The sequence below is a fragment of the Leifsonia sp. 2MCAF36 genome, assembly GCF_052115525.1.
Classification (GTDB): Bacteria; Actinomycetota; Actinomycetes; order Actinomycetales; family Microbacteriaceae; genus Leifsonia.
On sequence record NZ_JBFRGV010000007.1, the window covers coordinates 85,530 to 102,876 of the forward strand.

A 17,347-nucleotide genomic window follows, 5' to 3' on the forward strand; every position below is an offset into this window, starting at 1 on the left:
TTGTATTATGGATCATGTTCGAAAAACCCCTGGGTCACCAAGGTAGGGCCGATCTCGACGGTTCGATCGCGCTTACGCGAGCCTCGCAGGAGGACGCTGGAGACATCGCTCGCGTGTGGAGGAGCGCCTGGCTTGACGGGCACCGGGATCGAGTGCCGGCTGAGCTACTTGAAGCACGGGACGAGTTCTATTTCAGGTCGCGAGCGCAAGACCTGGCTGACTTCACGACACTCGCCCGCGAAGCCGGAGTGATTCTTGGGCTTGTGATCGTTGTTGGCAACGAGCTCCAGCAGCTCATGGTGGATCATGCTGCTCGCGGCCGCGGGGTGGGAAGTTTGCTTCTCTCGGAGGCCGAGCGTGGGGCGGCGGCTTCCGGCCTACGGGAAATCTGGCTCGCTGTCGTTCCAGGCAACTCGGCTGCGCGCGCACTGTATGAAGCGCGCGGGTGGATTGACTGCGGCCCGGAGGCCTACCTGTCGCGCACCTTGACCGGAGGTGTGGTTCCTGTCCCTGTTCACCGATACAGCAAGCGTTTGAGGGGATTAGGTGCTTCGGTACCAGCTTGACTTCGAGGACCTGGGAGCGGTCAGCTTCGCTGTCTCTCCGCTGAGCGAAACGGTTCGCTCAATGCGAGTGTTGCGGGAACCCTGGTTATTTCCGCATTTGAGGATGTGGAGCCGGTTTGCCCTGCGGGCGGTAGGAACCCAAAGTCCGCTCGTGATGTCGCTGACAAACGAGTCCCTTTGCACGCCTGACTGCCTCACATTTTCGATGGGTCGACCGGCGTCGATCACCGACGAACTGAGCGCGCTACAAGAATGCGACATCGAACTCTTGCGCTGCCAGCTGCATCAACTTCACGGTGGAGCTGCTCCGGTATCGAGGCAGCTGCCAGCGACGCTAGACGCTCTAACCGACGCGATTTGGCAGTATTGGTCCGCCGCCGTCGCGCCGTGGTGGGAGTCGATGCTGCATTGCCTCGAAGCTGATGTTGCCCACCGTGGGCGCCAACTCACGAATGACGGAATTGTGCGCACTATCAACGGGATTTCAAGCGGGCTTCGCCTGGCTGACCGAAATTTGCAGGCGGATGTTGCCCTCAACCGCACGGAGAGGCTTGCGGGCAGAGGCGTTGTGCTGATGCCCTCCCTGTTTTCGCGCGGTATCGCGGCGCCATCAGAGCCGGGCAAGCCTCTCCTCATTTATGCTGCGCGCGGGCATGCGGCAGTTTGGGATTCGGCCCGCGGACGGCGAGCGGAAGGGCTGGACCAGCTTCTCGGGTCCCGAAGATCTGAAGTCCTCCAGATGCTTGAGAAGCCCGCGTCGTCGACGGAATTAGCACGAAGGCTGGGCCTGAGCGTTCCAACGGTCAATCAGCACCTCAAGACGTTGCAACATGGCCGCCTGCTCCACACCTCGAGGCGAGGTCGCTACACAGTGTACGAACGGACGCAGTTGGGCGATGCGCTGGCGCGAGATTCTGCCGATTAGGCGTATCGCCTAATGCATTGTTGTGCGGAAGGCGGTCTGTGAGAGTCGGAGGTCGTAATTCATCCTTCGGAAGGCACCTATGAAAAAGTACTCAACAGCACTCGCATTGCTCGTCACAGGCACACTCGCCATGAGTCTCACGGCGTGTGGCGGCTCCACCGGTGCCAATGCCCAAGTTCCGGCAACCCAAGCACAGGTCCGGCTTCCGGCTTCCTTTCCAACGAAGGAGGTCCCGCTCTTGTCAGGAACCCTTCTCGTCGCGGCGGGCGATGCCGCTGAAGGTTGGAGTGTCACCGTGGATCCGACGGAGGGGGATCTGAAGGCGGCTGAAAGCGCACTAGAGGCCGCTGGCTTCAACGAATCGCGAGTCACCAAGGGTTCGGCCATGCTGCAGAATTCCCAATACACCGTGGCTGTGCAAAGTCCCGGAAAGACGGTCACCTACCTCGTGACCGCGAAGTGAAGGCGCAGGTGAGCTGTATGACCGCGACGAAAGTCTTCCCGCGAATTCGTCCCGCGACAATTAATGACGTGACATCCGTCCTCGACCTATTCGATCAGGCGGTGGAATGGTTCAAGACCTTCGGCAACATCGAGCAATGGGGAACAACACCCTTTTCCAGCCAGCCTCGCCAAGTGGAAAGGGTGTCCTCGTGGCTTGGTTCTCCGGGCGGTTGGATCGCCGAACTCCCAGGTGTTCCCGTCGCCGGGGTAATCGTGCTGGGTGCTAGGCACGACTACGTCCCTGCGATAGACAGCGAGGAACTGTACGTGCGACTTCTGCTTGGCGCGCGAGTTCCGGAGGCGAAGGGTGTGGGCAGGGCGCTACTCGCCTTTGCCGATCGGGAAGCGGCGTCGACAGGGATAAATCGCCTGCGTGTGGATTGCTACAACGGCGGAAATGGGCGGCTTCCCCAATTCTACGAGTCGTGCGGCTATCGCCGGACGGAAACATTTACGGTCCGCGACTGGCCCGGGCAACTGTTGGAACGTGTCCTTCCACCACAGTCGGTGGCGTGTGCCGCCGGTGATCGCGAGCGATCAAGCTAGTCGCAACGGGGACTAACGGACGTTTCAGCTCATCGAACGCTCCCCTCGAGACCGAGCAACCGTCGGGAGCGTCCTCAGATCATTAATGCACACCCTCATCGGTCGGATTCGCCGCAGGCTGGGAGTGAGCACAACTCTAAGAATCGAGGTCTCACGTGGACAACAGCCTTGGGGCAGGCGAGGGCCCTCAAGAGGACCGGGCGGAGCTTTGGAAGAGCTACAACGATAAGCAGTCGACGCGCCGGACTGTCCGCCCGCTGCTCAGCGAAGCGGCCGAACTGGCTGGACCGGGTGATGGCCGTGTTGCTCTCGAGTTGGGCTGCGGCGCAGGAATCGAATCGGTTGAGCTCGCTCGTCGCGGTTGGCAGGTGATGTCGATTGACTACGCACCAGAAACGGTCGAACGCGTCGGAGCTGTCATTACGGAACTCGACCCGCAGACCCGTCCCGCCATACACGTGCAGAAGCTCGATCTCGAGTCACCGGAAACCGGTTTCCCTTTCGCAGACCTGATCTACTCGGGCTATACGCTGCCGTACCTCCACCCGGCGACCTTTCCTCGCGTCTGGAGGAGGCTCATGGAAGCGATGCGGCCTGGTGGATACCTCGCGGTGCAGTTGTTCGGCGACCGCGATTCCTACGTCGGTCAGACCGACTGGAATTTCCACTCCAGGGCCGACACCCTCGAGTTACTTCAGGGACTAGAGATCATTTCCTTCACGGAAGAGGACGAAGACGGCATGGCAGCCGGAGGTCCCAAGCACTGGCACGTGTTTCATATCATCGCCCGTCGCCCGTCGCCCGACGGCGAAGCAGAAAACCCTGGGAGGCGTTAAATGAAGAGGCTGACGACCGACCGCCTCGTGTTGCGTGCTTTCACGCCCGACGACGCGGATTTCATCTTCGATATGTATTCACGAATGGAGGTGCAACGATTCATCGGGCTAGTACCGCGCGTCATGACCCAGAGGGCCGAGGCGGAGGAGCGCGCCGCCAGATATGCCGCTTTCGACCATCCCGTCCACGGCCTGTGGGCCATCACCGACAGGTTCACCAAGCAGAGGTTCGGGACGCTACTGCTCAAGCCGCTGCCGGCTTCCGGATCCGGAACTCCGCTCCGTCCGTCAGCCGATATTGAAATCGGCTGGCATCTTCATCCCGACGCCTGGGGGAACGGCTACGCGAGTGAAGCGGGACGGGCTGTGCTACATCACGCGTTCACTAGTGGGCTCAAGCACGTGTACGCGGTGACGTACAAGGACAACGTTGCCTCGCAGGCGGTCGCGAGCCGCATCGGGATGAGGCACCAAGGAAGCACCTCGGCTTACTACAACACCACGTGCGAATTGTTCAAGGCGCGGGCCTCGGACTACACCCGATCGTAGCTAGCATCCTTGCGCGGTGAGAGCTACTCCGATTGCTCTTGCGGCTTCGGGATAGCGTTCGGGCTCAGGGCCGGAGAAATTGAGTCGGATGTGGGGGCTTGCTGCCTCCGCGGGGAACCACTCATCGCCAGCCGCAATAAACACGTTGTGCGCAGCGGTGTCGCGTGAAAGTCTCGCCAGATCCGTCGCTTGGGGTAGGCGAAGCCAGAGGTTGAGCCCGCCGGCCGGCACGTTCTCAATATGAGCCTGGGGAACATGTTCTGCGACGCTTTCGGCTAGGAAATCGCGCCTGGTGCGCAACTCCATTCGCAATCTTTTGAGATGAGCGCGCCAACTTGGCTGGCTGACGACCTCGAGGGCCGCAGTCTGGAGCAGTCCGCTGACGTACATCGTCTCTGCGGCCAGATCTGTGAAGATCCTGTCCCGCACAGGGCCACGTGCAATGACGGCGGCGACGCGCAAGGCGGGCGAAACACTTTTGGTGAGCGACCGGAGATAGATGACGTGGCCCTCGGTGTCGTGCGTCGCGATTGGCGCAGGGTCCGCGTCTATGCCCAGGTCATGGGCCCAATCATCTTCGATGAGGAAAGCCCTCCGATTGCGAACGATGTCGAGGATTGCCCGCGATCTTTCGGGAGACCATTGGGCGCCGGTGGGATTCGCAAAAGTGGGCTGCGCGTAGAACGCACGAGCGCCGGACCTTCTGAGGACGTCGTCAACAGTCTCGGGGTTTGGCCCATCTGAGCCCGTCGGGATGGGCACAAGCACCACCCCCGCTTGTGCGGCCGCCACGATCGCTCCCCAGTAAGTCGGAGATTCAATAGCCAGCGGTTGCCCAGGGCCAACGACAGCCCGAAATATGGAGCTCAGACCGCTCTGGCTTCCGGGCAGGATGATGACGTCTCTTCCTGTCACTGGGGGTGCCCCGGCGAGCGTGGCGCCGGCCAACTCATTCGCGAACCACGTCTGCAGCTCGGGAAGCCCACCAGCCGGAGAACGAGCGGCCGCTGACGCGCTCCGTGCGGCTCGTGCAATCGCCGTTTGGACAAGTTTTGTAGGGAGCAGCTCCCGGGTTGGATACCCGGAGTGCAATGCGATCGCGTCGGGCGAAACGACTTGCTGCGTGGACGACAATGAAGGGATCCGCACACGCGGGGTACCGAGCGCACCCGTCTGCCAGCCGAAGTCCACCGGACTAGGCGGTCTGCCGGCTCTCACGAAGGTGCCAACACCCGGCCGCGTCTCAATGAGACCGAGCGCGTTGAGCTGATGCATCGCCTTCTGGACCGTCACCGGGCTCACCCCGAGCTCACGCGTGAGCGCTCGGCTCGAAGGCAAACGAGCGCCTGCCGGCGCTGCAGCGATCCACGCTCGCAGATGCGCCACGATTCGTTCGGTGCTATCGTTACTCATGTCAGGACAGAGTAGCGCTACGCGCATTTCGGCGAAAGCACTATCTTATAGGGCGGGCGTCTGGTGGGGCCTCCTGGGTGTCGCGGCGTTCTCCTTTACCGTGCCATTCACTCGAGTGGCTGTAGGAGGGCTTTCTCCGGTGTTCATCGGGGGAGCGCGCGCCGTTGTGGCCGCCGCGCTCGCGACGATCGCCCTAACTGCGACTCGGCAACGGTGGCCGCGGACGACTCAGTGGGGACGCCTCGCCGTTGTGGCGGCCGGAGTGGTGCTCGGTTTCCCTCTACTTACGTCGTTTGCACTCACTACGGCACCCGCGAGTCACGGCGCCGTGGTCATCGGGCTGTTGCCTGCGGCCACCGCCGTTATGGCGGTGATCCGGGGCAAGGAGCGTCCAGCGAGGTCCTTTTGGATTTTCTCACTGCTGGGCGCGCTGATTGCTCTTCTCTTCGCCTCGCTACAGTATGGCGGGCTCGGTCGATTGGAGTGGTCCGACGCCCTCCTCTTCGGCGCAGTACTCGCGGCTGCAGTCGGGTACGCCGAAGGCGCCCTCCTCGCGCGCGAGCTGGGCGCCTGGCAGACGGTGTCATGGGCTCTCGTCGTGGCGGCGCCGGTGACGATCGCCATCACAGGTTGGTCCGTAATCAGTCAGCCGCCAGTGGGCTCACCGGTCGAATGGCTGGCGTTCGCATATCTTGCCGTGGTGAGCATGTTCCTCGGCTTCTTCGCCTGGTACCGAGGTCTCGCCATCGGCCCGATTGCGCACGTCAGCCAGATTCAGTTGGTGCAACCGGTGCTAACCATCCTGTGGGCAGCCCTCTTGCTCCGCGAGCAGTTGAGTTGGGCGACGATCGTTGGGGGCATCGCGGTGATCTTCTTCGCCGCCCTTGCCGTTCGTACTCGCATGAAGCGCGGCCGTTGACGTGGTTCGAGGAATGGACACCGTGTTCGCCGGTCTGAGTGCCTTCCCGCTGACTCCGTTTGCCGACGATCAGTTCGACGCCGACATGTTCTCGCGTCTGGTCAATCGACTCGCCAGGGCGGGCGTCGACTCAATCGGGGCTCTCGGATCAACCGGCAGTTACGCATACCTCACAGCGGAGGAGCGTCGCCTCGCGGTACGCGTCGCGGTCGACGCTGCTGACGGCACCCCGGTGATTGTCAGCGCTGGAGCCATCACTCTGCGGGAGGTGCTCACCCACCTAGAAGACGCACATGAAGCTGGCGCTTCTGGAGTTCTTCTGACCCCGATGGCGTACCAGCCGCTCACCTCCAGCGAGGTTTACGAGCTCTTCGCCGCGGTCTCAGCGCACAGCACGCTTCCGATTGTTCTATACGACAATCCCCGCACCACTGGGTTCGCCTTCTCAGATGACCTCTACGCCAGCATCTGTGCACTGCCGAACATCGCCTCGATCAAAATGCCGTCGCTTCCCTCCGGCGCTACACAGGCCGCGGCCCGGGTCGAGCAGTTGCATGGGCTCGTGCCAGCTGAAGTTTCGATAGGCATCAGCGGCGACGCGGCAGCTGCCCGCGGGCTGCTAGCAGGATGCGACGTCTGGTATAGCGTTCTCGCCGGAATCCTGCCCCGAACGTGCGTTCAGCTTGCTCGTACGGCGATCACAGGTGACGCCGTCAGCGCCACAGCACTCTCAGAGCAGCTGGCACCGGTCTGGGACCTGTTCGAGACGTATGGCAGTTACCGGGCCGCGTCGGCCATCGCGGATGAACTCGGTGTCCTTCGGCCGGAGAGTCTCCACCGCCCCGTATTGCCACTGGCTGGGTCATCACGCGACCGTCTACGCGCGGTGGTCGCTTCCCTTCCAGAGGAGCACTGACAGTGCGTGCCAACGCGGCAAATCGTCCGCGTGCCGGCCGCTCCTAAAAGATAGGGAACCAGAATGGCGAAGATGATCCTGGACTGCGACCCGGGTCACGACGACGCGATCGCAATCATGCTCGCGGCCGGAAACCCCAGCATCGAGTTGCTGGGCATTACAACAGTCGCTGGGAATCAGACTCTCGACAAGGTCACGCGAAACGCGCTGTCGGTCTGCACTGCGGCGGGCATCCGAGTTCCGGTGGCACGTGGAGCCGCAGGTCCGCTGGTCAACCACCAGGTAGTCGCCGGGGACATCCACGGTGACAGCGGATTGGATGGCCCATATCTCCCGCCGGCATCTTTCGACCTGGACCCCCGCCACGCTGTCGACTTCATCATCGACACCGTGATGTCTCACGAGCCCAAGACGGTGAACCTCGTACCGGTCGGTCCGTTCACCAACATTGCGCTGGCGATCCGTAAGGAGCCGAGAATTGTGGAGCGGGCGAAGTCGGTTGTCGTCATGGGTGGCGGCTACACACGCGGTAACGTCACGCCGACCGGCGAGTTCAACGTGTGGGCAGACCCAGAGGCGGCCGAGATCGTCTTTCGCGCCGACTGGGACGTCACCATGATCGGATTGGACCTGACTCATCAGGCTCTCGCATCGGTAGAACTTCAAGATCGGGTTCGGGCGGTGGGCGGCCCCGTCAGCGAGTTCGTGCTCGACGTTTGGGAGTTCGTCGGTAGCACCTATAGAAAGGTGTTCGAGTTTTCAGCACCGCCCATCCACGACGCATGCGCTGTCGCCGCCCTCATCGACCCGTCGGTCATCACGGTCGCCAAGGCGGATGTCCACGTCGAGCTTTCCGGTCGATGGACTAAGGGAATGACTGTCACGAACTTCCAGGACACACCCGGCATGCATCACACGGGCGGGGTCGCCGCGGAACTTACCGACTTCCGTACGAACGTGGCGACCCAACTTGACTGGTCCAAGTTCGGCGACCAGATCGTCGACGCGGTTGAACGCCTCACCGTAAAGGTCATCGCGTAGCAGTTGTGAGACAAAGACGACGGCCACCAAAGGTTCCACATTTTGCTGACTGGCGCCGCGGCGGGCCTACGTAGACCAGAAGGAGAGTAGGAAAGAATGACAGTCCCATTCGAGAAGCGACGCCCAGTGGCGCGGGTGCGCTTGATGAGATGGTCAGGGAATTTGCCGAGCAAAAGGAGTCCCTTGAGCACGTCGCCATCGCCGCCGACGGCTGGCAAGTAATCCTTGCGCGCCCCGACATCGCGGTGCTCATAGCAGAAGCGGAGGGCGAGATCATAGGCTACGCGTCCACCATTGGGCACTTCCACTTGTGGAGCGGCGGTGACGTCCTCGCGCTCGACGACCTGAACCTCCGCCCCAGCCACCGTAGCAAGGGAGTGGGCAGTCAACTGATGAGCACTGTCGCTCGACTCGCCGCCCGTGATGACCTCCCTGTCCTCTGGGGTGTTCGATTGAACAACCACTCCGCCCAGCGTTTCTACACACGTCTCGGTGCCAACCTCAGAACAAAGATGACCGCCACCTGGGCCCCTGGCGCTTACCGTTGCCATCCCGATAGAGGATCGGCTTGCGGGCAAGGCGCCAGCCACACCAACGCACGTGCAGCCGACTACCTGCATCGCGTCCCAGCAATAAAGGGCGCCGATATGATCGGTGCATGGTTGCAGTGCCGCAGTCGTTCCTATCGATGCCCCGGTGGTGGCACGACGAAGAGGGGCGAAGTTGGCTGGATGAACTGCCAACGCTGGTCGACGCGAAGTGTGACGAATGGCAGCTCGAGGTGGACGGGGACGTGACGCACGGCTCGAACGCGCTGGTCGTACCGGTCCGGCGCTCGAGGGAGCGCGCGGTGCTACGGCTCGCGCCGCCCGGGGATGACGTCTCGGCTGAGACCGCGGCGCTAGTTCACTGGGGCGGCCGCGGTGTCGTGCAGCTGCTCGATGTCGACCTCGACGCCAGGGCCTCGCTGTTGGAGCGTCTCGACCCTGCCCGGTCGTTGCAGAGTGTTCCGGTCCACGAGGCGATCACGACCCTGGGTGAGCTCGCCCGCCTGTTGGCGGTCGCCGCTCCCGACTGGGCGCTGAGCACGTCGGAGATCGCACGAGACTCGGCAGCCTCGTTCATCGACGAGTGGGAGGCAGTCGGCGAACCGACGAGCCGGGCAATCGCCGGCGCAGCGGTAGAGCGGGCCGAGTGGCTGTCGGAGCAACCATCGAGCAACGAGTCCGTCGACGGAGACCTGCACTTCGGACAGGTCCTCGCCGGTCAGCGCTACCCGTGGACGGTCGTTGATCCGGTGTTGCTCTGTGGCGATCGCGAGTACGACGTGGCACGCGTCCTCTGGTCGCGTCTCGACGAGCTCGCAGATGATCGGGACGTCGTCGCGGCGTTCGACGCCTTCGTGCAGGCAGCTGAGGTGTCGGCGGAGCGCGCTCGAGCATGGGTCATGGTGCGTTCGATGTCGTACCTGACGTGGGGACTCCGGCGCGGGCTGACGTGGGACCCACCGAAGTGCATCCGTTTGCTCGGTCTGTTCTCCAAATGACGTCGCAGGCCGAGGTGGCCGGCCCCGATAGCCAACGCTGGTCACACCATCAGCAAGTTTCTGGATTCGTGTCATCACGTTCGCATCCGGAATCTGGGCTGTGCGGAGCGGGCCGGGTTGATACTCCTCGACTCAGCTTCATTCAGACTCGTGTGGGAAGGTCCGATCCGCCCGCAAAGGGATCGCCGCATTCATCAGAGCATGACAACCTGCAATCACCACACCGTCTGCTCCCATCTCAGCCCTCGACTCCGCATCTTCTCTCAAACCCACGGTTACGTCGTCGAACTTGTCGCTGCCCCACTTCTCGAAGGGCTGCAAACCGGCTACCTCGACGTGCAGGACTTCGCGGTAGTAGAGGCGTACGACGGGAACTGGCTGGACGCCGTGGACCTTGACGACCGCAACGCCGGCAGGCTTCTCTTCATCAAAGGCAGCATCTCCTACGGCACCGACGTCGAAGCGTATTTCCACGAGCGCGACTCGAACCAGGACGAGGTCTACGAAGGCGACCGTGTTCAGTGGCTTGTTGAGCTCGATGACTTCGAGGTGTTCACGCACCGAATCGCCGAGGTTGTAGCGCTGATCTGAACAAGCAGTGACGGGCGCCGTCCGACAGCAGAGGCCTAGTGCACGCACACACACGCAGATCTAGTCTGTCGACCGTCCGGACAAGTTGTCCTTCCTCCAGAAGTGTGTTCATCTCGGTGTCGGAAGTCCCTATCGCGGCTTTGGTAGATCAGCTCGGCGCCGAATCGCGGCGTAGCGCCGGCAAGAGTGCTGGCGACAACTTCTAATGGGCGGACGGAAGATCGCGTTGGCCCGCCGTATGCGGGTTGCGTTTGGCGCCCCTCACGGGACAGCTTTGCGCCGGTGCTTACGGGAGTCGTGCTGATATGTATCCGTGTTCAGCCGAGAAGGGGCCGGGAGGTATCGGGTGCACCGATTTCAAGCAAGCACGCACGCTTATGAAGTCTCGAACGCAGCGACCGTCAACGATGCTTTGACCGGATTGGGTCCGGGGGGACGCTCGGCGAGCTCATGGACTACTCGCCCTAGTTCGCGGGCGAGCTCCTGAACGCGTGGCCACTCCTCGCCCGGGATGACCACGTGCGCGTCGGTGAAAGCAAAAAGGGTCCCCTCCCGGTACGTGGGCGTCCGCGCGTTCAGCTGAAAAGCGATTGCTTGCATAAGTCCGACGAAGCTGTCTCGGTCGGCGTCGGCGAATCTCTCACCGCTGTTGGAATTGTGCGTGTACCTCTTAGCGATGCCACCCCGGACTGCAGTTTCGTCGACCAGCTCGAGCAGGCCTCCATCAGCAAGCCGGCGCATGTGGTAGCTGACGTTGGCTTGAGTCTCCGCCAACTCACGTGCGGCTTCCGCAGCGCTCATCGTGCGCCCGGTCAGCAACGAGAGTAACCGGAGTCGAAGCGGATGGGCCACGAGTCGCAGCCCATTCAGATCAGCGGCGTTGTCCTGCACGTTACGCTCCTTCTGCCCGCCATGCTCCAAGTGTTCCACCGTTCGCTATTGAATTCCGCAAGTAGGTCCGCCGCCGAGTGCCGAGTCAGGTCGTCACCCGTGCATCACCACGAGTTCGCCCGTTGAGCGCCGCGGTCATCACGGAGATGACCACGCATCCGCCAGCGGCAGCAGCAAGAACGACAGTCGAGCTCGTCGTCGATAGCTGAGTCAAGAACGCACCGCCAAGGGCAAGTGCGATAGCCGCGCCTGCGTTCACTGCCGTATTGATCAGGGCCGATGCTTCGGTTCGTTCTTCGACTGCAGCGATGTCGTCAGCGGCGAGATAGCCGGTGATCATTGACGGTGCAACAAACAGTCCAATGACGAAGAAGAGGATAAGCACAACGGTCAGACCGTTTGCCCACGCGGCTGAAAGAAGTGAAAAGCATGCCGCGAAACCGAAGACGAGGGTCCTCCGAAGCGGCGGTGTCACCCAGCTGCGTACCCCATACAACAATCCTCCAGCAACGCTTCCCGCTGCGAAGCACGCAAGGATCACGCCGGCCAGGCCGGGGTCACCCAGGGTTCGCCCATGCGCAGTGGAGAGCACCTCCGTAGCTCCCAAAACGATCCCGACCGCCACAAGTGTGGAAAGAACCGGCCAGAAACGCGCATGCCGCAGCGGTCCGACCCATCCACGCAGCGCGGAAGTGCGGAGGCGGGCCCCTTGTCTGGGCTTCCCCGCTGGGGCCAGTGCCAGGCCCAGCGCTCCAAGAAAGCCCGTAACGGCCGCGAAAAGCACAGCAATGCTAGGGCCATGCGGCAACAGGACCGCCAGCGCCACCAGCAAAGGCCCGACGATGAAGATGAGTTCCTCAACGACGGCGTCAAGGCTGTAGGCGCGCGACCGGTGGCCGTCCGTTGGCGATACCGAGGCCCACACCCCTCGCATAACCGCTCCCAATGGTGGAGCGCAAACACCGGCGAAAGCCGCCAACAACGTCGTTACCGCACCAGGAGCCTCGCTCACAATCAGGACGATAGTGACAAGCCCTCCCGAATAGCCCACCGCCAGCAACGGAAGAACACGCCGGGTCCCGTACCGATCCACCATCCGCGCGCGCAACGGCGCCGCAACAACGTTCCCAACGCCGAACGCACCAGCCACCGCCCCGGATAACCCGAAGCCTCCCGGTCCTGCTTGCACCATCAGCAACAGTCCCAGGGAGACCATCGCGAACGAGAGCCTTCCAACAATGGAAGGCACGAAGGCGAGCACCGCACGAGGTAGGCGCAGGACTTCCAAATATGTGGTTCCTTCTCCGGTTCGCACGCCACATCCTCTCTACTCCCCAGCACCGCGGGAGTCGTTATTCGACAGGCGAGGGTCGCTTAATACATACCACCAAACAGTGCTTTGGGGGTAGTGACGCCGGTGTCCTGGTCGGTGTAGCCCGAGTTCTGATCGAGCGGGATAGTCTCGGCGTGACCCCACCGCCCCCTCGGCCCAGCCGACTTCGTCTCCATCCAAGACGTTGTGGCAATCGTCCGCGGGCAGGCTCCAAGCCCTCGAACCACTGCTCAGCCAGCTATCGGGACGCGCTCCGTTTGGTGAGGGCTAGTTCGAGCATCCGACCCGGGGCCTCAACGAGGCGAAGTCGGACAACTGTTTTGGTGCCGAGTGCGCGCAGAACATCTTCCATAGAAGGATCCGCTGCCGGTCGCGACCAAGAGGTGCGTCAGTCCGCTTGTTCCTTCGAGTGTGCGACGGGAGAGCTTGCACGCTTCTCAGTGCTTACCGAGCGTCCAGCTTCCAGGAGCGACGAGTGGTCGCCGCGCCCCGAGAGGAACCCACCGCCATGCCAGTGCGGCAGCGCCGGCCGCGTGGGAGGCGTGGCGCCGCATCCGACGCACTGGTCGGGAAAGTTGCCCGCCACTACCGTGCGTTTGAGTCCGACCGGCACCTCGGAGTAGATGCCGCCGCCGCTGCGCACCGCGGATGTAGGCCCGAGTAGCGCGTTTGCGGTGACGATTGTGTCGGTGAGGCTCATAGCGCTCAATACATCGGTGCGTGAGCCGGGAAGCAAGGCGCCCGTTGCGATGCCGCCGCCGAGAAAGGTTCCGCCAGATCCTTTGGCGATGCCCTTGTTTCCGGTGATCGCCACTCGCGTGAGGGTGAGGTCTGTCTGTGACAGCAGGCCCGCACCGAGGACATGGGCCCATCTCATATATGCCAAGTGGCTGAAATATGGCAACCGGACTGAAATATGCCAGCAAACGCGAAAACAGCAAGAAAAGCCCGAGTAGCTTGAGAAGTGACAGATGGAGCGAGTGACGGGAATCGAACCCGCGCTATCAGCTTGGGAAGCTGAAGTTCTACCATTGAACTACACTCGCGCGGCCCGGAATCCCAGTAAAACACTGGGAAGTAAGGCTGCGGCCCAGACTACCCGCTCAATGGTTTTTGGCCAAACCCACCGTTTGCTCACCGATTCAAGCCTGCAGAATTGGACTGGCCGTTCAGCGCCTCTTCGGACTCGGGTCGCAGCTCGCGCTGCCAGGGAGGATCGGCCCCAGGACGTGTGACCGTGATCGCTGCCGCGCGCGTCGCGTAGAGGCCGATCCGTTCGAGCTCAGCAGAACCGAGCGCTTCGACGCTACCCCGTGCCAGGAGGGCGACGGCCAGGGCCGCCATGAAGCTGTCGCCGGCGCCGATGGTGTCGGCCACAGCGACCTGCGGAGCCGGCACTTCGAGCACGCCGCCCGCGGACGCCAGCAGCGCTCCGCGACCGCCCAACGTGATCGCCACCAATTCGGTCCCGCCGTCGAGCAGGTCTCTGGCGAGCCGATCCGGTTCGACGCCGGGATAGAGCCATTCGGCGTCTTCGTCGCTCATCTTGATGACGTCGACGGCGCCGATCAGCAACTCGAACCTCTCGCGCGCGGCATCCGGTGCCCCGATCAGCGCGGGGCGGATGTTCGGGTCGAACGTCGTCATGGTGTTCTGCGACCGCGCTGCTCGGAGGAGGTCCGACGCGACCGAGGCGCCAGGGGCGAGAAAGGCTGCGATCGATCCCGTGTGGAGGAGCGCCGGTCGCTCGGCGGCGTGCGCCCAGAGCTGCATGGCGTCGTCGCCGACAGGATTCCACGCGATGTCGAACTCGTACGTCGCGCTTCCGTCCACCCCGAGGATGGCCGTGGCCGTCGCGGTGCGCTCCGCCGAGAACGACTCCGGCGCCAGCTCCACGCCCGAGTCGGCGAGATGCGCGGCGATCCGCTGACCGCGCGCATCGGCGCCGATTGCCGTGAGAAACCGGGCGCGGGACCCGAGCCGGGCGATGCCGAGCGCAACGTTGGCGGGACTCCCGCCGCAGTACTCGCTGACCGTTCCGTCGGAGACCGCGATGTCGATGAGAGCCTCACCGAAGACGAACGCCCCTCCGGCCGGCATCACGAGCGAACGAGCGGCGAAACCGCCAAGGGGCCGTCGCCTTGGACGCGGTAGGCCGCGCCGTCGGGCTGAAGCGTGACGCCGAAGAGGCCGCCCGTCGTCGACACCTCCATCACCTGGGCGTCGAGCACGATCCTGATCGTGCCCGCGGACGGGATCTTCCACTCTTCTCCGCCGGCGGCGACCGTCAGGGTTCCGTCACGAAGCCCGAGATGGGCGACTGGTTCGCCGCCGGTGTCGAGAGTGAGTGCTCCCGCGCCATCCGATGGTTCCCACGTGATGTCGGCCGCGAGCCCAGGGAGCTGGCCGGCGGCGACACGAGGCCCATGGTAGGTGAGGAGGTCGGGATGCGGCACTGCGACAAGGTTGTCTCCCTCGAGGTGCAGCACGTGGGGCACGCTGTGGGCGCTCGCCCAGCTGGCTTCGAAATCGGCGACACCGCGCATCCAGAATGTCAGACACGGCCGTCCGGCCGCATCGCGGAAGAATGACGGCGCGTAATAGCTCGGTCCGAAGGTCAGGCGTCCCCACGATTGTGCGCGGAACCGGCCATCTTCGTACTCGCCGACGGCGTAGCCCGCGTAGTGCAACGTGTCGGCGTCCCACACCGACGACACCATGACTGCTCGTCCGTCGACCTCGAAGATCTGCGGGCACTCCCACAACGCGCCCATCCAGACCGGCTCACGCTCTTCGGTGGGGCGCTCCAGTGTGACTCCGTCGAACTCCCACGCATCGAGATCGGCCGAGCGGTAGGTCACGGCCATCGCCGTTCCGTCTTCTGCGCCGGCGCCGACGAACATGCGCCAGCCCTCGCCCTCGCGGACGAGGAAAGGGTCGCGGTATGACGTGATGCCGAGGCCGTCCGGGACGTCCGCGACGAACCCTCCCTTGCGCCAGGAGATCCAATTGTCGTCTTCGGGCGTCGCCACACGGATGCGACCCGTCCCGAGATCGGGCTGCGACGTCGAGGTGTAGAAGATTCGTGTCGCGCCCTCGTCGTCGGTCACGAGCGAGCCGGTCCAGATGCCGCCGTCGCCGTCGCCGGGTGCCAGGGCGACGGGAAGGTGCTCGAGGGTGAAGAGGTCCGCGCCGCGTGCGTGACCCCAGTGGCAGTTCGGCGCCCAGACCGTGCTCTCCGGCACGTATTGGTAGAAGAGGTGGTATTCGCCATCGCGCACCGTGATGCCGTGCGGATCGTTGATCCATCCCGACTCGGCCGTGAAGTGGAACGACGGCCTCATCGCCCGACCTCGGAGTCGTAGCGGGCGCGTACGCGCCGGGCGATCTCGACGTTCTCGCGCTCCCAGGCGTCGACCTCGAGCTCCCGCTCGCGACGCAGCGCATCCCGCTTGGCGACGAAGTCGTCCATCCGGCGGCCGGCGGCTGCGCGAGCGTTGCGCTGCTCCTCGGTGAGCTCGGGAAGAGGCGCCTCGATCACGCGGTCCACGGGCCGCAGGGGGAGCCGCTCCTCGACCTCGGGGATCGTCAGCACCGGCGACGGAAGGGTCTGGTACCAGTACGCCGTCGACGACCAGTCGTCGGAGAGGTGGTTGCCGTGCCCGTGCTCGAACGTGACCTTGATGCGCTTCTCGAAGCGGATGGGATCGACCATGTGAAAGCGGTAGCTGTGGTGGAAGCCCGGGACATCCTCCTCGTGCACGATCGTTCCGTTGAACTGGTAGGCGTTGCGCTGCATCCCCCAGGCGTGGCCGAAGTAGTCCTCCATGCCCGTGCCGTGCAGGCTGGGCGGCCAGGTGTCGTCGTCGATGAAGATCATGTCGTCGCCCTCGCCCCACCAGGAGCCCTGAAAGTGTCGAACGGCCAGCGTGCAGCCCACGTAGTGGCCGCGACCCTCGGTCTCGAGCGCGACGTAGTTGTCTGCGCCATCGAGGTTGGGAATCGTCGTCTCGATGCTGTTCGACTGCAGATCGGGCCCCCAGCCGCGGTTGGGCAGCGCCCGCCGCCAGTGCGCATGGAAGTAGAGCGTGTCTTCGGGCAACGGCTCGCGCACGAGTTCGTAGTCGATGTAGAAGTACTGCAGATAGGGGACGTCGTTCTGGTTCTCGACCACGATGCGCGCGCGCTTGCCGAACGGCATCCGAAAGTAACTGTTGAAGGCGGCCGAACCGCCGAACGTGTGCAGCTCGGGCTCCTTGGCCGAAACCGACAACGGCAACGAGTCGTACGAGCCGGACAGCGAGTTCATCAGGCCGAAGAAGTCGCCGAGCGGTGCGACGACGCTCGGCGTCTCCTGGTCGTCCCAGTAGATCTTGAGCACGATCTTGCGGTAGTAGTCCGGATCGACGACTTCCCAGCTCACACCGAGCGCGTTGTGGATCTCGAGCATGGGTACGCCCACGACAGAGGGGTCGATCTGACCCGGACCGGGCTGGAGGCGGCAGGATTGCGTCATCCAGATGTGCGTGATGTAGCCGGGGCCCTCGATTTCAGCGAGCGTGCGTTCTTGGCCCGGCATCACGATCCAGTTGTCGCGGTTGCGGCCGGTCTGGTCGAAACTCGAGACCCGCGCGGATCGAGCCGAGCGAGCGCGTGTCAGGTCGCCGAGCAGCCCGGCGGCGTTCGTGGGAGTGGTCACCATCGTCCTTCCTCATGCGGCGCCATGTGGGCGCCGCCATCGAAACGTTTGCTTTTTGGATGCTAGGTGCAG

At 63.5% G+C, this 17,347-nt stretch carries 19 protein-coding genes and 1 tRNA gene; 12 read left to right on the plus strand and 8 right to left on the minus strand.

Translation table 11 applies throughout. The features are described 5' to 3' along the window. Window positions 1-14 precede the first annotated feature (14 nt). The 6 genes from AB4079_RS12575 (at window position 15) to AB4079_RS12600 (ending at window position 3,926) form a co-directional block, all read left to right on the plus strand. The gene (locus tag AB4079_RS12575; protein ID WP_441787719.1) at window positions 15-566 is read left to right on the plus strand and encodes a GNAT family N-acetyltransferase; all 552 of its coding nucleotides are present in this window, start codon (window positions 15-17) and stop codon (window positions 564-566) included. A 574-nt stretch (window positions 567-1,140) separates the two neighbouring features. Next, window positions 1,141-1,491: an ArsR/SmtB family transcription factor gene (locus AB4079_RS12580; protein WP_441787720.1), complete on the plus strand. Its 351-nt coding sequence runs from the start codon at window positions 1,141-1,143 to the stop codon at window positions 1,489-1,491. A 79-nt stretch (window positions 1,492-1,570) separates the two neighbouring features. Then, on the plus strand, window positions 1,571-1,954 hold the full coding sequence (locus tag AB4079_RS12585; RefSeq protein WP_441787643.1) for a hypothetical protein: 384 nt from the start codon (window positions 1,571-1,573) through the stop codon (window positions 1,952-1,954). Between the two features lie 17 nt (window positions 1,955-1,971). Further along, a complete protein-coding gene (locus AB4079_RS12590; protein WP_441787644.1) occupies window positions 1,972-2,541 on the plus strand; it encodes a GNAT family N-acetyltransferase in 570 nt (189 codons plus the stop codon). 155 nt (window positions 2,542-2,696) lie between these two features. Beyond that, complete coding sequence (locus AB4079_RS12595) at window positions 2,697-3,377, plus strand: class I SAM-dependent methyltransferase (protein WP_441787645.1); 681 nt, start codon at window positions 2,697-2,699, stop codon at window positions 3,375-3,377. Next, window positions 3,378-3,926, plus strand: coding sequence for a GNAT family N-acetyltransferase (locus tag AB4079_RS12600; protein WP_441787646.1), 549 nt, complete (start codon window positions 3,378-3,380; stop codon window positions 3,924-3,926). Here the strand turns inward: AB4079_RS12600 and AB4079_RS12605 are convergent, their stop codons facing one another. Further along, window positions 3,927-5,366, minus strand: a complete 1,440-nt coding sequence (locus AB4079_RS12605) for an aminotransferase-like domain-containing protein (RefSeq protein WP_441787647.1) — start codon at window positions 5,364-5,366, stop codon at window positions 3,927-3,929. It lies immediately after the preceding gene. Here AB4079_RS12605 and AB4079_RS12610 point away from each other — a divergent pair. The 6 genes from AB4079_RS12610 to AB4079_RS12635 all read left to right on the plus strand — a co-directional run bounded on the left by AB4079_RS12610 (window position 5,338) and on the right by AB4079_RS12635 (window position 10,352). Further along, window positions 5,338-6,258, plus strand: a complete 921-nt coding sequence (locus AB4079_RS12610) for a DMT family transporter (RefSeq protein ID WP_441787648.1) — start codon at window positions 5,338-5,340, stop codon at window positions 6,256-6,258. The two genes, AB4079_RS12605 and AB4079_RS12610, sit on opposite strands and share 29 nt — an antisense overlap. A gap of 13 nt (window positions 6,259-6,271) precedes the next feature. Beyond that, a complete protein-coding gene (locus AB4079_RS12615) occupies window positions 6,272-7,174 on the plus strand; it encodes a dihydrodipicolinate synthase family protein (RefSeq protein WP_441787649.1) in 903 nt (300 codons plus the stop codon). A gap of 63 nt (window positions 7,175-7,237) precedes the next feature. Further along, complete coding sequence (locus AB4079_RS12620; RefSeq protein ID WP_441787650.1) at window positions 7,238-8,215, plus strand: nucleoside hydrolase; 978 nt, start codon at window positions 7,238-7,240, stop codon at window positions 8,213-8,215. Between the two features lie 149 nt (window positions 8,216-8,364). Next, the gene (locus AB4079_RS12625) at window positions 8,365-9,012 is read left to right on the plus strand and encodes a GNAT family N-acetyltransferase (RefSeq protein WP_441787651.1); all 648 of its coding nucleotides are present in this window, start codon (window positions 8,365-8,367) and stop codon (window positions 9,010-9,012) included. Continuing rightward, the gene (locus AB4079_RS12630; protein ID WP_441787721.1) at window positions 8,904-9,761 is read left to right on the plus strand and encodes an aminoglycoside phosphotransferase family protein; all 858 of its coding nucleotides are present in this window, start codon (window positions 8,904-8,906) and stop codon (window positions 9,759-9,761) included. The genes AB4079_RS12625 and AB4079_RS12630 overlap by 109 nt, the downstream gene beginning before the upstream one ends. A 201-nt stretch (window positions 9,762-9,962) precedes the next feature. Further along, window positions 9,963-10,352 (plus strand): hypothetical protein, encoded by a 390-nt coding sequence (locus AB4079_RS12635; protein ID WP_441787652.1) that lies wholly within the window; start codon window positions 9,963-9,965, stop codon window positions 10,350-10,352. A gap of 375 nt (window positions 10,353-10,727) precedes the next feature. Here AB4079_RS12635 and AB4079_RS12640 read toward each other — a convergent pair whose 3' ends face one another. The 7 genes from AB4079_RS12640 to AB4079_RS12670 all read right to left on the minus strand — a co-directional run bounded on the left by AB4079_RS12640 (window position 10,728) and on the right by AB4079_RS12670 (window position 17,278). Next, window positions 10,728-11,243: a helix-turn-helix domain-containing protein gene (locus AB4079_RS12640; protein WP_441787653.1), complete on the minus strand. Its 516-nt coding sequence runs from the start codon at window positions 11,241-11,243 to the stop codon at window positions 10,728-10,730. A gap of 85 nt (window positions 11,244-11,328) precedes the next feature. Then, window positions 11,329-12,558, minus strand: coding sequence for an MFS transporter (locus AB4079_RS12645; protein ID WP_441787654.1), 1,230 nt, complete (start codon window positions 12,556-12,558; stop codon window positions 11,329-11,331). Between the two features lie 406 nt (window positions 12,559-12,964). After that, a complete protein-coding gene (locus tag AB4079_RS12650; RefSeq protein WP_441787655.1) occupies window positions 12,965-13,390 on the minus strand; it encodes a hypothetical protein in 426 nt (141 codons plus the stop codon). Window positions 13,391-13,548: 158 nt separating this feature from the next. Beyond that, window positions 13,549-13,622 (minus strand) — tRNA-Gly (locus tag AB4079_RS12655). Between the two features lie 88 nt (window positions 13,623-13,710). After that, entirely contained in the window at window positions 13,711-14,676 is a 966-nt protein-coding gene (locus AB4079_RS12660; protein ID WP_441787722.1) for a carbohydrate kinase family protein, read from the minus strand. Continuing rightward, entirely contained in the window at window positions 14,676-15,920 is a 1,245-nt protein-coding gene (locus AB4079_RS12665) for a glycoside hydrolase family 32 protein (RefSeq protein WP_441787656.1), read from the minus strand. The genes AB4079_RS12660 and AB4079_RS12665 overlap by 1 nt, the downstream gene beginning before the upstream one ends. Then, complete coding sequence (locus AB4079_RS12670; RefSeq protein ID WP_441787657.1) at window positions 15,917-17,278, minus strand: glycoside hydrolase family 172 protein; 1,362 nt, start codon at window positions 17,276-17,278, stop codon at window positions 15,917-15,919. Before AB4079_RS12670 ends, AB4079_RS12665 begins: the two co-directional genes overlap by 4 nt. Window positions 17,279-17,347 lie beyond the last annotated feature (69 nt).